The following is a 14,334-nucleotide window of genomic DNA, read 5'->3' as shown; positions in this document are numbered from 1 at the left end:
AGATGCCTAAATTGGCAGTACTTTAGAGTTTTTGCAGAGTTATTTGGAACTTGCTTGTTGATATCGATAAAATAGATTTTTCTAAAAACGGTGTGGAATAGTTTCACGCCGTTTTTTTATGCTTATCAGTATGGTGTGAGCTGAAGTCGATAGATATAAGCTCATATTCGACTAATCAGTAAGCATTATTAAGAAACAGGCAGTAGTGCATTCGATTGGTCAATGACCATAAATCCCTGTAAAATAATGCCTTAATCGTTTTTTTGCATTGTTTATGATAGATAAACATATATAAGTACAGCAGTTAAAAAGCTCCATAAATGGAGTGGTTTTGATGCTATGAAAATTTGGATGCTATTCATAGCAAACCGAATTTTAGCAGCAACCAATATGCAGGGTTAAGCGAGCTGGATAAGCCAATTGCATAAGGTAAGTATTTGATAATAATAGTTTCGATAGACCATGTTTATTAGCATAAAGACGGTCGATTAGAAGCTATATACAAAGAATTTTTAATGACAGATATCAGTATTTTTTGTGCTGATATTACTTTCGTCAGTCAATATTAGGAAAATTATATGACAATGTTTAATACCATTAAGCGTGAATTCCAATATGGCAATCAACAGGTTGTTATCGAAACGGGTCGTATTGCTCGTCAAGCCAACTCTATTTTAGTACATATGGGCGGCGTTACTGTATTGGTAGCAGCGGTTGTAAAGTCTGATGCTAAAGAAGGTCAAAACTTCTTTCCATTGACCGTTAACTATCAAGAAAAAATGTACGCTGCAGGTAAGATACCAGGTGCTTACGGTAAACGTGAAGGTCGTGCGAGCGAGTCTGAAACTTTAACGTCGCGTCTGATTGACCGTCCGATTCGTCCATTGTTTCCTGAAGGTTATGTGAACGAGATTCAAATCACAGCCACAGTTGTGTCATCAGATAAAACTCAATCAGCAGATATCGCAGCACTAATCGGAGCTTCAGCAGCATTAGCTATCTCTGATGCCCCATTTAATGGTCCTGTTGCCGCCGCCCGTGTTGGTTTTATTAACGGTGAATATGTACTGAACCCAACGCTTGAAGAGCTTAAAGAAAGTGATCTTGACTTGGTAGTCGCTGGCACAAAGTCTGCCGTATTGATGGTTGAATCTGAAGCGGCAGAGCTGTCAGAAGATCAAATGCTAGGTGCAGTTTTATACGGTCATCAACAGCAGCAAATTGTTATCGATAATATTGCTTCAATGGCAGCAGAAATTGGTACTGTTAAGCAGCAATATACCGCTCCTGTACGCAATCAAGCGTTAGAGACTGGTATGAAAGAGCAGTTTGGTATGCAAGTATCTGACGCTTATACCATTACTGATAAGCAAGCTCGCTACAGTAAGCTTGACGAAATTAAAGACGCCGCTATTGCAGCTCTAGCTGGCAATGCTGAGTCAGAGAGCTATGCTGATACCGTATCTGAGCTAAAAGAAATCTATAACGATCTAAAATATCGTACGGTTCGTGACAATATCTTGTCAGGTAAGCCACGTATTGACGGTCGTGATTTAGAGACGGTTCGTGCGCTTGATGTACAAGTAGGCGTACTACCCTTTACTCATGGTTCAGCACTATTTACTCGTGGTGAGACGCAAGCATTGGTAACGACCACGCTTGGTAATACTCGTGACGTCAATATGATTGACTCACTAGCTGGTACGATTCGTGACCATTTCATGTTGCATTATAACTTCCCGCATTTCTCAGTAGGCGAAACGGGTCGTGAAGGCATTCCTAAACGTCGTGAAATCGGTCATGGTCGCCTAGCACGCCGCGGTGTACAAGCGATGCTGCCTGATAGCGATCGCTTCCCATATGTTATCCGTGTGGTATCTGAGATCACTGAATCAAACGGTTCGTCATCAATGGCTTCTGTTTGCGGCGCAAGCTTAGCATTGATGGACGCTGGTGTACCAATTAAAGCGCCGGTTGCTGGTATCGCCATGGGTCTGGTCAAAGAAGGCGAGCGCTTTGCTGTATTGTCTGACATCCTAGGTGATGAAGATCATCTTGGTGATATGGACTTTAAAGTTGCTGGTTCTAAAGACGGTATTACTGCTCTGCAAATGGACATTAAAATCGAAGGTATTACCCCAGATATCATGGAGCAAGCGTTAAAACAAGCCCATGCTGGTCGTATCCATATCTTAGACGCGATGAACAAAGTATTGCCTGAGAGCCGTACTGAAATCAATGCTCATGCACCGAACTATGCGGTAATTGAGATCAATCCTGACAAAATCCGTGATGTGATCGGTAAAGGCGGCGCAACGATTCGCCAGCTAACTGAAGAAACGGGTGCGGTTATCGATATTGATGATGCTGGTACCATCCGTATCTTTGGTGAAAACAAAGCGGCAACCAAAGCGGCAATTGCTAAAATCGAAGCAATCACAGCAGAAGTCGAAGTAGGTAAAACTTACGAAGGTACGGTTGCCCGTATCGTTGACTTCGGTGCATTTGTTAACGTATTGCCAAATACCGATGGTCTCGTGCATATCTCGCAAATCGCTGATGAGCGCGTAGAGAACGTTTCTGACTATCTGACTGAGGGTCAAATCGTTAAAGTATTGGTACAAGATGTTGATAACCGTGGTCGCATTAAGTTGACTATGAAAGGTATTGAGCAGAGCTAATGCTTGATATTTGATAGCGTTAATATTTAAAAAACCGCTTTGAGTCACTTGCTATGAGTGCTCAAAGCGGTTTTTTTATGGCCGTAAATAATTACGGATATCAAAATAAGCTGCTATAGGGTAATGTCTTTTGGCAGATGAATATCGATGCGAATGTTAGGTAAATCTTGTAGATATTGCATCAGTAAAGGCAAGATATCTCTGTACCAATCTAATGGCAGAATATGTGCTATATGAGATTCATTGGTCAAATGATTGGCTTCATTTCGTGACTGGTTATAAATAAGTGGACGGGCAAGCAGGGCAATGTGACGTATGCCTTGATAGCGTATCAAAGGTATTAGCTGCTGCTGTAAATCAACCAAAGCTGCCGTTAGCCAGCGTACTCTCACTGGATGATAAGGGTGGTCTGAGATGACAAGGTTGGCAATATAAACAGGCTGGTTACCGTTACTACTGACATTAAGCCCCGCTTGCTCACGCGAGCGTTTGTGCAGTGAACAACTACCTACCGCTAAGCTACCATCACGGCAGGCGCGGTAGTAACGTTGGTAATTATCAGGATATAGGGTTTTTGCGCGAGTCAAAATAGGATCTAAAAGCATACCTGCGCTATTAACGGGTAGTATGAGAAGCTGGGCGCTGCTATTTAGAATAGGGGCATGAGTGAGTTGCAACGTTGCCATCATCAACCCCTTTATAAAAGCATACGCTAGTTAGTGTTGGTTGTAGCCTCAGTATCAGCCTCAGTATCAGCCTCTAACTGGGCAATTTGTTGCTCAAGCAGTGCGATTTCTTGAGCCTTAAGTTCAGTCAACTGTTTGGTCATGGCAATCTGTTCAGCAGCTAGCTTTTCTTGTGCAGCCAAACGCTGACGTTCGTCCTCTAAACGATCAATTTCTTCTTTAGCTAAGCTGTTCGTTTTTGGCAATGGTGCTTTTAAGATACCCTCTGGATCAGGTGCCTCAGTATCTGTAACAGCAGCAATGGCTTGGCTATCATCTAAGACATCATCATTTACCACATTATCTAATGACGTAGCAGTAGATGTAGATGGTACTGCATCAGGTTGTTCGGTAGTTGCTGGTAAGCTTTCTACAGCGGTCGTGTTATCTTCAGGTAGAGAGTTTTTCCAAACCAAATAACCGATGAATAGCACAATCAATAGAATACCAAACCACCATTTTTGACGTGATATAGTCGACTTTTTCGAGACTTTATTAGATAAAGGACGCATTTTTTTGCTTTTCATACTACGGTCAATTTAGGTTATAGGTATCCTACCATACTATAGCAAACTCAAAATAAAAAGCCTATCTAACTATAGTCAGGGAAAAGTAATATCGATACATCAAGTACTGCTGATATTAATTTTTCTTGCTTGCTATGCCTACGCAGACAGAGGCTGCAGAAAAATTATACCAGCAGCACTGTAGTGTTTTTGAGATATTTTAACTATAGATATAGAATTCGTTAGATAGGCTGAAGATACTATTAAAGAGTGGCACAAACATTATGCTCTTAAATACTTATAACTTAAACTTCACTGTACCACTGGTTCCGGTATGCATTGCATCACGGATAAGTTGATCTTCAGCGTGGTTTTTTGCACTGATAGCATCAGGATCAGGACGGTGCTCTGTATGTCCGCACAATGTGCATTCAATATACTCATCAGGTTCTGGAGTGACGACGTTTACTTGAACTACCGCATCCATCGCCTGACATTTCGGGCAGCGAACACCCGATAAAAATTGCCGCTTTGGGCGTGCTGATTGATAGCGCATTTAAATGACCTTACTTGTTGTTGAGGCATTGGCAGCAGCACTGTTTTTAGTCTGATTTTTAGTGTGATTTTTAGCATCAGCAAAGCCGCTATGCCGTAGCAAAGCATCGATATTGGCGCTGCGACCACGGAAGTTTTCAAAGTTCACTTTAGCTGGGAAACTACCGCCAACGGATAAGATGGTCTCACGAAAGGCTTTACCAGTCATAGGATTAAAAATACCGTCTTCTTCAAATTTACTAAAGGCATCCGCGGACAATAGCTCTGCCCATTTATAAGAATAATAACCGGCGGCATAACCACCAGCAAAGATATGACTAAAGCCATTGGCAAAGCGGTTGTAATCAGGCGTCTGCACAATGGCAATATCTTGACGTACGCTGTTAAGGGTAGTCAAAATACCATCATAATCAAGCGCTGGTGTCTGTGCATGAATCAATAAATCAAACAATGCAAATTCGATTTGACGTAGCATTTGCATGCCACTTTGGAAGTGTTTGACCGCCAGTAGCGCATCAAGTTTCTCTTTTGGTAGTGGCGCGCCGGTTTTGACATGACTGCTAATAAGAGCAATACCTTCTGCATCCCACGCCCAGTTTTCCATAAACTGACTTGGCAGCTCGACAGCATCCCATTCTACGCCATTGACGCCAGCGACATCACCCACTGTTACTTGAGTCAATAGATGATGTAAACCGTGACCGAATTCGTGGAATAAGGTGACGACTTCATCATGGGTCAATAAGCTTGGTTTACCATCAAGAGCAGGGGTGAAGTTACCGACCATAAAGCAAACAGGTAGCTGCTGATGGTCTTGCTCAGCATAGGTATAACGTGACTGAAAGCCACTCATCCAAGCCCCGCCACGTTTACCACTACGGGCAAATAAGTCAAAGTAAAAGCCGCCAATTAAATGATCATCAGCATCGAATAATTGATAAAAACGCACATCATCGTGCCAACGTGATGCTAATACTTCGTCGGTATTGTCATTGACACTCTTATTGGCGCTGTCATTGCTTTGCTCTTTCACTTTAATGCCGTATAGGCGCTCAACGATGGCGAACAACCCACTAACGACTTTTGCTAAAGGGAAATAGGGGCGAATCTCTTCTTGTGATAAGCTGAACTCGCTTTGTTTTACCTTTTCGGCAATATAAGCACTGTCCCACGGCTGCAAATCTTTAATACCATAATCCTGCGCATATTTTTGTAATTGTGCCAAATCTTGCTCAGCAGTGGGCGTTGCTTGCGCCGCTAAATCACGTAAAAAGTTTTCTACTTCTGCTACGTTATCTGCCATTTTGGTCGATAGCGATACTTCTGCATAGTTATCAAACCCTAGCAATTTCGCTTTTTGCTCACGTAACTGCAAAATCTGACGCATGATATCGGCGTTATTGAGCGATTCGCCTTTGGCATTGGCATGCTCATCAAACTCAGAGGCGCGGGTAACATAAGCACGATACAGCGTCTCACGTAGGTTGCGATCATCAGCATGAGTCATGATAGCAAGATACACAGGAATATTTAAGCTTGCGACATAATAAGGCGTCGGCAAGGCATCAATCTCTGCTTGCGTAAGCGCACCGCTGGCAATTTCTCGGGCTTTGAATTGTTCACCTGCATCGGCTACTAGTGCCAAACCACTTTCGGTTAGACCTGCTAACTGCTCGGCTTTAAGCGGTAAAGCATATGCTTGCGTTGCATCTAATACATGGTCGGAAAAAGTTGCTGACAAGGTAGATAGCTTGCTTTGAATCGCGGCAAATTTATCTTGCTCAGCTTTAGGTAATGCCACTCCTGATAGCTCAAAGCTGCGTAGCGCAAGCTCAATAGCACGTGCTCGTGCTGGCTCAAGCGCTGCAAAGAATGCTTTGTCATTGACAATCGCTTGATAACGGCTAAATAGCGGCTGATGCTGTCCAACCCACGTGCCATAGGCAGACAGCTTGGGTAGCAGCTCATGATGGACCTGACGAATCTCATCATTGCTCATCACACTATTCAGATGCGACAAAATGCCCCAACTGCGATCTAGTGCCAGATTGATATGGTCAAAATTCTTTATATCGGTCAGCGCTTGCTTAGTATCTAGAGCGTTCGCTGATTCCTTGTTATCTACCGTTATTGCCAATTCATCAAGAAATGCGTTGGCAGCGTCAATAGCGCTAATGACCTGCTGTTGTAAAGTATTTGGTGCAGTATTGGCAAAATCAACAAGGTGTAACTCTGGAGATATAGAAGTCATAAAAGGTTCCGTTATAATAATGAATATGATAAATAAGATAGAGTTTTAAATAAGATGGATTGATATCAAAATTTTTCAAAATTAAACACCTCAATTTGAGGCTAATCGTTTTGGTGTATCCGACAATCATTATTAATGATTAATAGTGCGCTATCTAAAAGATGGGTATTCATAGTGAGAAATACAAGCCAAGTGCTTTAGCATGACCAAGTTAATAATGCTGACTATCATGCTTTGTTTATTAAGATTGCCATTGCGCGTGTTGCTACTATTTACAAAGCATTATCATTTGCTTGCAAATTAACCCTATAGCTTATGAGGTCAAGTTGTTAGGGTTATATGACTTAATTGTTATAGTATGAATAGTGTGTTAAGCATGCTATGTTATTAAGAGTATGGTTATTAAAAGCATGTTGCCATCTTATATAAAAATTTAAAAAGCAGCGACAGGCAAAGCATACCAAAAGTAGTATTGGAAATTCATGGTCATAAAACAAGGAGCAGTATTTATGAAAGCAACTCTTAAAAGCTTACGCGAGACAAAGGCGAATCCAGCAGTCAGTATCTTTGTCAAAACGCACCGCGAACACCCTGCCAACGACAAAGACCCTATTGCCCTAAAAAACCAACTAAAAGTCGTCGAAGAACGTCTAACCAATGAGTATGACAAGCGTACAGCGACCACTATCTTAGACAATATCCATGCTAAGACCAAAGAGCTCAATCATAATCTTAATCTAGATACGTTGGCTATTTTTGCCAGTACTGATGATGTGCAAGTGATTCGTATGCCTATTGATACCACTGAGCGTGTGGTCATCTCGCATCGCTTTGCCACCCGTGATTTGGTGCGTGATATGGCGAGCGCCGTGCATTATTATACGTTGGTATTGACTCGTGATAAGGCGCGTTTAATTGAAGCCTCTAATGATCGCGTGATACGAGAGTTCGATCTAGACGATACTGCCCAAAACAATATGGAAAATATTCCATTCCCTATCGACAATAATGGACTTCACACGACAAGTGATGGCGGATCAGACCGCTCAGCCAATAATGACAGCAGCGCCTTAAAAGAGTTCTTTAATCAAGTAGATAAGAGTGTTCAAGAGCTGTGGGGCGAGCATAAAATGCCGCTGGTCGTGGTCGGTGATAGCAAAAATATTGGCTACTATAAAGATGTTTGTGACCGTCCGGATAATATCATCGCTACGGTATCAAATGCCACCAATCTAGATGAGGGTAGTGCGCAGCATATTATCAACAGTGTACAAGAAGCAGTAGAAGGTTATCGTACCTCGCTACATCAAGCGGCACTAGGCGAGATCGATAAAGCGCGCGGAGCAAATAGACTACAAACTGACTTACAAGAAGTCTATCGCAGTGCTTTTCAGGGCGTAGGCGATACCTTGTATGTTCGCCGTGGTTATATTCAACCGGCTAAAATTGATGAAAAAGCGCAAACGCTAAATCTTGCCGATGATTCGAGCGCAGAAGGTATCACTGATGATGCTATTGGCGAAATCATTGAGCATGTCATTCATAATGGCGGTAAAGCGGTGTTTATGCCACAAGATATTATGAGCGCAGACCAACCGATTGCTCTTGTCACCCGCTATTAATCGATGACTTAGGTTCAGTAACGAATTAGCCATTGGTCATTGATAGCACATAGGTATAGTATGAGAGCATTGGTTCAATATGAGCCAATGCTTTTTTATATGTATGGTTTTATATAGTTAAAATATCTCAAAAACGCTACAGTGCTGCTGGTATAAATTTTTTGCAGCCTCTGTCTGCGTAGGCACAGCAAGCAAGAAAAATGAATATCAGCAGTACTTGATGTATCGATATTACTTTTCCCTGACTATAGTGCCTCGATTATATTTTAAACGATTTTTTTATTTTAAGCCGACCATATTTGACACCCAATACTTACTCTATAAATACTGAGTTTATGACTAATACCATTATGACTACTACCACCTCTTTTGTACTCACAAGCTACAATATTCATAAAGGCATGTCGCCGATGAATCGCCAAGTCAAAGTTCAGGGTATTGCCCAAGCGCTTGATATTATTGGCTCCGACATACTCTGCCTACAAGAAGTACAGGGGCAAAACCTCAAGCGCAATATTCAATATAACGAATACCCTGACCAATCACAGCACGAATGGTTTGGCGAATATTTGCAACTGGAAAACAGCTATGGCAAAAATTCAGAGTACGAAAATGGTCATCATGGCAATGCCGTATTGAGCCGATTTCCACTTGATCCCAAGCATAATGTCAATATTACGGTCAATAAGCTTGAGCAGCGCGGGGTCTTACACTGTGAAGTGCAACCGGTAGGTTGGGAGGTGCCAGTGGTGGTTTTATGCGCCCACTTAAACCTATTTGAGCGCGATCGTATCAAGCAATATGAAGCGATTTCTAACTATGTCCGAGATGAAATTGCACCTGACCAACCACTGATTTTGGCAGGGGACTTTAATGATTGGAAAAAAATGTCTTGTGATAAGTTGGCGTCGAATTTGGGCATGACTGAAGCCTTTAAACATTGTCATGGCAAGCTGCTGCCGACTTTTCCAGCGAAGTTGCCCGTACTAAGCTTAGATCGTATCTATGTCCGTAACCTCAGAATAAAGGATGCCTGGGTACATACGGGTAAACCATGGTCGACTCTGTCTGACCACCTTCCTTTAAGTGCAGAATTGGCTCTGCCTTAAAATAAAAAAATAAAAATCAATGATGGATTCAAGAAATAAAAAGGATAATAACTGATGTCTAATAAACAAATACCAACGACCCAGCATGCGGTGCTTATACGTGAGTTCGGTGAACCTGAAGTCATGATGTACCAAGATGATGTTGCCATACCTGAGTTGACAGATGATCAAGTACTGGTGAAAATTGCGTATGCGGGTATTAATCCAGTCGATTATAAAACCCGTCAAGGTAAAGGTTGGGGCGCTGCCAATATCCAAAAAGACAAGTTTGATCATAATCAGTCAGCGATTTTGGGTTTTGATATGTCAGGCACAGTGGTTGACAGTAAAGGTACGAAATTTGCCGTTGGTGATAAAGTCGCAGCATTAACTTTTAATGGTGGATGCTATGCTGAATATGTCGCCGTCGATGCTAAAATACTGGCAGCTGTACCTGAAGCTGTCATCTTAGAGCAGGCAGGCGCACTACCTTGTATCGGACAAACGGCGCTACAGTTTGTTGAGTTCACTGATATCAAAGAGGGCGAGCATGTGGTCATGAATGCCCCAGCAGGCGGTGTTGGGCATTTATTGATACAGCTATTGATGGAAAAAGTTGTTAAAAACCATATCAAAGTCACGCTGATTTGTTCAGCAGAAAAGTATGAAAAATTGGATGGTTTGATAGATACCAGTCAGCTTGCAGGTTGGATTGATTATACCAAAAATGATCCGTTCCCTGAGCTGCAAGCCGACATCTTATTGGATTTGGTCGGTGATGAAGCGGGGGTACGGGCGCTAGACGTTGTCAAAGAGTCTGGACGGGTATATGTTCTGCCAACGATTTGGGTAGATAAGCTAAAAGAAGCAGGCAGTCAAAAAAATCTAAGCGTTGAAGGTTATGCTGCGCGGCGTAATGGTGAAGATATGGCACGAGTCCTACAACTGGTGGCAGATGGGCAGCTAACTTTACGATTGCAACAAACCTATCCATTATCAGAGGTTATTGCAGCACACCATGAGCTGCAAAAAGGCGATGCCTTTGGCAAATTGGTATTAAAAGTCAGCTAAGCCAAATTTAATTTACTATAGTCGATTCATTTTAAATACGATACCGTGCTGTTGGCTATAAATTTTTTGCAGCCTCTGTCACGCCTGCGAACAGCAAGCAAGGAAAAATTATAGCCAATAGCACGTTATTACAATCGTAGCGCTTTTATTTTGAACTGACTATACTAAATTTAGCTGATAGCTAGCTTCGATTATTTGGATATATTTTCCGAAAGGTTAAACTAATACGTCCTGTCGCTGCCGTTTTATTTTTGGTGATGCTGTGCTTCCAAAAACGTTGGGTATCACCATGCATGACAATTAATTGACCCGACTCAAGATAAAGCTCGACTTTGACGGGCTTATTCTTTTGTCTAATAGTTTTATGTTTAAAGATAAATTTCCGTGTAGCGCCAAGGGATAAGGAAGCGATAATCGGCTGCGCGCCAAGCTCTCGTTCATCATCGGCATGATAACCCATGCCGTCATCGCCAGAAGGATAGTAATTGAGCAAACATGAATTGAAATTAACATCAATGCCAAGTGCTAATAATTTCTGCTCAACATGATGTTTCACATGAAACACAGTGTCTGTCCAAGGTATGGTTTGACGGATGTGACCTGAGTATTGATAGTCGATATCGCTGTCACCCATCCAAACGATTTGACGCGTGGTGACGTGTGTCTTGCCAAATAAGGTAACGACATCTGCTTGCCAAGGTAGCTCAGTCACTAGGTTATAAAATAAGGGGCTGGGATAATCAATCACAATCCCTAAGTCGTTTACCTGACCGTCATAAGGCAGTAGATTGTCAGTCGGCTTGGGCGCAAAAAGGTCAGTCATAGGTCAGCTTATTTATTGCTCTGATAATGCTCATTAATAATTTTGGCGCATATTTCTGGTGCTTCCATTGGTAATAGGTGTCCATAATCTGGCAAAGATATGATGCTTTCATCAGGGACAAATTTCTGCCATTGCTTACGTACTTTTGAGTTGATAAATAAGGTCGGTTTACCAGTAATCAAAGTATAAGGACAGCTCAGTTTTTTGAGCGCGGCATCAATATGAGGCGCGCCAAAATAATTAGCAAGCTCTTGCTCCGGTGCAAACACCAAGCTGTAGCTCCCGTTATTATTGATGGTCAAGCTTTGCTCGGCAAACACTTTTAAGTGCTCATCGCTAATACGTTTATAAGCAGGTTGCGTGCGTAAACTCTCGTAGTAATCATCGATGCTTGTCCAAGTCGATTGCTTGGTTAGCGTACTTTTGAACGGCTGTCGGCTCATTAAAAATTGACGTGGCAGCAAGTTGTAAAGGGTTGCTTGCTTCTTAGTAAAGGTGACAGGCTCGATAAGATAAAGTTCTGAGAATAGGTCGGGACGCTTCGCTGCTGCCATTGCGGTAGAAGTTGCGCCCTGCGAATGCCCGATGCCGACAACGGGTTTATCTTGCGTTTTTTCTAAAAACTCAATCAGCATATGAGCGTCTTGCTCACGAGTGAGGCGCTGACTCTGCGGTTTATCGTACCAATAGCCACGTAATGCTAAGGAACTCAGCTCAAAGCTGGTTGCTAACTTATTTAATAAGGGCGCATAAGTACCGACAGTAAAGCTATTACCGCCATAAAAGTGGGCAGGCGCGCGTTTATCATCGGTTTGAGCGGCTGAGCTGAGTTGCTGTAAGTCATAATAGCGGGCTTGCTTGCCAGCAAGGGTGATGCGATTTGTGTAGGCTTCCATAAAATAAACACGTCCCTGTGAGAAGTTGTTGTTAGTATTGCTAATAACGCACTGTAATTAGCTGTCTTCACCTAAGAAGCCACCGCTTTGACGATGCCACAAGCGCGCATAGACGCCATGTAAGTTCAATAGCTCATCATGGCTACCTTGCTCGATAATTTGACCTTTATCCATCACGACCAGTCTATCAAGCGCGGCGATGGTTGAGAGGCGATGGGCGATGGCAATCACCGTCTTGCCAGTCATGATATCGTTCAAGCTTTCGGTAATCGCAAACTCAATCTCAGAATCAAGAGCACTGGTCGCTTCATCCAATAATAAAATCGGCGCGTTTTTTAGCATAACACGAGAGATGGCAATACGTTGACGTTGCCCACCAGAAAGTTTGACCCCGCGTTCACCAACTTGGGTATCAAGTCCTGTGTTGCCTTTATCATCATATAAGTCTTTGATAAAGTCCCACGCTTGGGCTTGTTTTGCTGCGATGACAATCTCTTCATCGGTGGCATCGGGACGACCATAAGCGATGTTTTCACGCACGGTACGATGCAGCAGTGAGGTATCTTGTGTGACCATACCGATTTGTTGACGTAAGGATTCTTGGGTAGCCTCATCAATCGCTTGTCCGTCAATCAGGATTTTACCGCTATCGACGTCAAAGAAGCGCAAGAGTAGATTGACCAAGGTTGATTTGCCGGCACCTGAGCGCCCAACCAGGCCAATTTTCTCACCTGGTTTGATATCTAAATAGAAATCATCCAATAACTTCACCCGCGCGGCAGCCATAGCAGCCATAGGATTGACCTCATCAATATCCTCGCCTTCGATATCATCAACAACCTCATCACTCTCATAACTAAAGTCTACATGATCAAAGACGATACGACCTTCGGTAACTTTTAACGCTGGCGCATTTGGTTTATCAACGATGGTTTGCGGCGCAGATAAAGTACGCATGCCATCTTGTACGGTACCGATACTTTCAAATAGACTTGCCGTTTGCCACATAATCATTTTCGTCAGACCGTTTAAACGCAGTGCCATGGCAGTTGCTGCGGCAATCGCCCCAACGCCAAGCGAGCCCTGTTGCCAGAGATACAAGCCAATGCCAGCGGTCGTACCAAGCAAAATAACACTGATAGTATGATTCACGATTTCGAGTTGTGAGACCCAGCGCATTTGCGAGTGTACCGTGCTTAAAAATTGCCCCATCGCATCTTTAGCATAGCTCAGCTCACGACGTGAATGACTAAATAGCTTCACTGTCATAATATTGGCATAGGCATCGGTGATACGACCAACCATTAATGCACGTGCATCAGCCTGTACAATGGCGGTATGTTTGAGCTTAGGAATAAAAAACCACATGCTCAAACCAAACAGGACAAACCAAATCACAAACGGGATTAATAATAAGACGTCTAAGTTAAATAAAATAACCCCGGTGGTGATAAAGTAGACGAGCACATAGAGCAGCATATCAGTGACCGTCATCACTGTATCTCGTACTGCTAGCGCCGTTTGCATTACCTTGGCAGAGACGCGACCAGAAAACTCGTCCTGATAAAACTGCATCGATTGACCCAGCATACGCTGATGAAAACGCCAGCGCATCTGCATTGGAAATACGCCCTGAATGGACTGAAAACGAATCAAAGACGATAAGGCAATCCAAAAGGGGCTAACAATCAATACTGCCAACATCAGCAGTAGGATGTCGCCTTTTTCAGTCCATAACGTCTGCGGGGTATAAATCCCCAGCCAGTCAACGATATTGCCAATCCAAGCAAACAGCATCGCTTCATAGATACCGATACCGGCGGACAAAATCATAAATAGCAGTAGCCAGCCGCGTAAGCCTTCGGTACACGCCCACAAGAACTTAATCAGTCCATCACGGGGCAGCGGCATGGGTGTATCAGGGAAAGCGGATAGGCGGGATTCAAAAAAGCGAAATAGAGCGTTCATAGGCAGTAGTAATACGTCAATAGCAATACGTCAAGATGAACGCTAACAAACGTTATCCTGAGTGGTTACTGATGTTAATAAAATAGCGTTCTATTTTAGCAAAACTTCGCAATCGCACCTGCATGCTAATTGTAATTTGAACGCAGCA

General features: G+C 42.9%; 11 protein-coding genes. 4 read left to right on the top strand and 7 right to left on the bottom strand.

Annotated elements, in window-relative coordinates; translation table 11 throughout:
• Positions 1–578: 578 nt before the first annotated feature.
• Positions 579–2,681 (top strand): polyribonucleotide nucleotidyltransferase, encoded by a 2,103-nt coding sequence (gene pnp, locus JMW90_RS02610; RefSeq protein ID WP_201561543.1) that lies wholly within the window; start codon positions 579–581, stop codon positions 2,679–2,681.
• 113 nt (positions 2,682–2,794) lie between these two features.
• Here the strand turns inward: pnp and JMW90_RS02605 are convergent, their stop codons facing one another.
• The 4 genes from JMW90_RS02605 to JMW90_RS02590 all read right to left on the bottom strand — a co-directional run bounded on the left by JMW90_RS02605 (position 2,795) and on the right by JMW90_RS02590 (position 6,718).
• Positions 2,795–3,367 (bottom strand): hypothetical protein, encoded by a 573-nt coding sequence (locus JMW90_RS02605; RefSeq protein WP_201561542.1) that lies wholly within the window; start codon positions 3,365–3,367, stop codon positions 2,795–2,797.
• 26 nt (positions 3,368–3,393) lie between these two features.
• Positions 3,394–3,933 (bottom strand): hypothetical protein, encoded by a 540-nt coding sequence (locus JMW90_RS02600; RefSeq protein ID WP_201561541.1) that lies wholly within the window; start codon positions 3,931–3,933, stop codon positions 3,394–3,396.
• 277 nt (positions 3,934–4,210) lie between these two features.
• Positions 4,211–4,468 (bottom strand): YheV family putative zinc ribbon protein, encoded by a 258-nt coding sequence (locus tag JMW90_RS02595; RefSeq protein WP_201561540.1) that lies wholly within the window; start codon positions 4,466–4,468, stop codon positions 4,211–4,213.
• Positions 4,469–6,718 (bottom strand): M3 family metallopeptidase, encoded by a 2,250-nt coding sequence (locus JMW90_RS02590; RefSeq protein WP_201561539.1) that lies wholly within the window; start codon positions 6,716–6,718, stop codon positions 4,469–4,471.
• A gap of 509 nt (positions 6,719–7,227) precedes the next feature.
• Between JMW90_RS02590 and JMW90_RS02585 the strand changes: the two genes are divergently transcribed.
• From JMW90_RS02585 to JMW90_RS02575, 3 genes are all read left to right on the top strand, one after another.
• Entirely contained in the window at positions 7,228–8,340 is a 1,113-nt protein-coding gene (locus JMW90_RS02585) for an AOC03_06830 family ribosome hibernation factor (protein WP_201561538.1), read from the top strand.
• Between the two features lie 350 nt (positions 8,341–8,690).
• On the top strand, positions 8,691–9,449 hold the full coding sequence (locus tag JMW90_RS02580) for an endonuclease/exonuclease/phosphatase family protein (RefSeq protein ID WP_201561537.1): 759 nt from the start codon (positions 8,691–8,693) through the stop codon (positions 9,447–9,449).
• Between the two features lie 54 nt (positions 9,450–9,503).
• Positions 9,504–10,499, top strand: a complete 996-nt coding sequence (locus JMW90_RS02575; RefSeq protein WP_201561536.1) for an NADP-dependent oxidoreductase — start codon at positions 9,504–9,506, stop codon at positions 10,497–10,499.
• 181 nt (positions 10,500–10,680) lie between these two features.
• Here JMW90_RS02575 and JMW90_RS02570 read toward each other — a convergent pair whose 3' ends face one another.
• Genes JMW90_RS02570 through JMW90_RS02560 form a run of 3 tightly spaced genes read right to left on the bottom strand, consistent with a single transcriptional unit; the run spans position 10,681 to position 14,186 of the window.
• Entirely contained in the window at positions 10,681–11,322 is a 642-nt protein-coding gene (locus tag JMW90_RS02570; protein ID WP_201561535.1) for an alpha-ketoglutarate-dependent dioxygenase AlkB family protein, read from the bottom strand.
• An 8-nt stretch (positions 11,323–11,330) separates the two neighbouring features.
• Complete coding sequence (locus tag JMW90_RS02565) at positions 11,331–12,218, bottom strand: alpha/beta fold hydrolase (RefSeq protein ID WP_201561534.1); 888 nt, start codon at positions 12,216–12,218, stop codon at positions 11,331–11,333.
• A gap of 57 nt (positions 12,219–12,275) precedes the next feature.
• Entirely contained in the window at positions 12,276–14,186 is a 1,911-nt protein-coding gene (locus tag JMW90_RS02560; RefSeq protein WP_201561533.1) for an ABC transporter ATP-binding protein, read from the bottom strand.
• Positions 14,187–14,334 lie beyond the last annotated feature (148 nt).

This window comes from Psychrobacter glacincola (assembly GCF_904846215.1).
GTDB classification, from domain to species: Bacteria; Pseudomonadota; Gammaproteobacteria; order Pseudomonadales; family Moraxellaceae; genus Psychrobacter; species Psychrobacter glacincola.
This window is presented reverse-complemented; position numbering and strand designations above follow the sequence as displayed.

Bases quoted from the DNA above. Each gene is read 5' to 3' on its own strand.
- pnp (WP_201561543.1), top strand. From the start codon at position 579: ATGACAATGTTTAATACCATTAAGCGTGAATTCCAATATGGCAATCAA.
- JMW90_RS02605 (WP_201561542.1), bottom strand. From the start codon at position 3,367: ATGGCAACGTTGCAACTCACTCATGCCCCTATTCTAAATAGCAGCGCC.
- JMW90_RS02600 (WP_201561541.1), bottom strand. From the start codon at position 3,933: ATGAAAAGCAAAAAAATGCGTCCTTTATCTAATAAAGTCTCGAAAAAG.
- JMW90_RS02595 (WP_201561540.1), bottom strand. From the start codon at position 4,468: ATGCGCTATCAATCAGCACGCCCAAAGCGGCAATTTTTATCGGGTGTT.
- JMW90_RS02590 (WP_201561539.1), bottom strand. From the start codon at position 6,718: ATGACTTCTATATCTCCAGAGTTACACCTTGTTGATTTTGCCAATACT.
- JMW90_RS02585 (WP_201561538.1), top strand. From the start codon at position 7,228: ATGAAAGCAACTCTTAAAAGCTTACGCGAGACAAAGGCGAATCCAGCA.
- JMW90_RS02580 (WP_201561537.1), top strand. From the start codon at position 8,691: ATGACTACTACCACCTCTTTTGTACTCACAAGCTACAATATTCATAAA.
- JMW90_RS02575 (WP_201561536.1), top strand. From the start codon at position 9,504: ATGTCTAATAAACAAATACCAACGACCCAGCATGCGGTGCTTATACGT.
- JMW90_RS02570 (WP_201561535.1), bottom strand. From the start codon at position 11,322: ATGACTGACCTTTTTGCGCCCAAGCCGACTGACAATCTACTGCCTTAT.
- JMW90_RS02565 (WP_201561534.1), bottom strand. From the start codon at position 12,218: ATGGAAGCCTACACAAATCGCATCACCCTTGCTGGCAAGCAAGCCCGC.
- JMW90_RS02560 (WP_201561533.1), bottom strand. From the start codon at position 14,186: ATGAACGCTCTATTTCGCTTTTTTGAATCCCGCCTATCCGCTTTCCCT.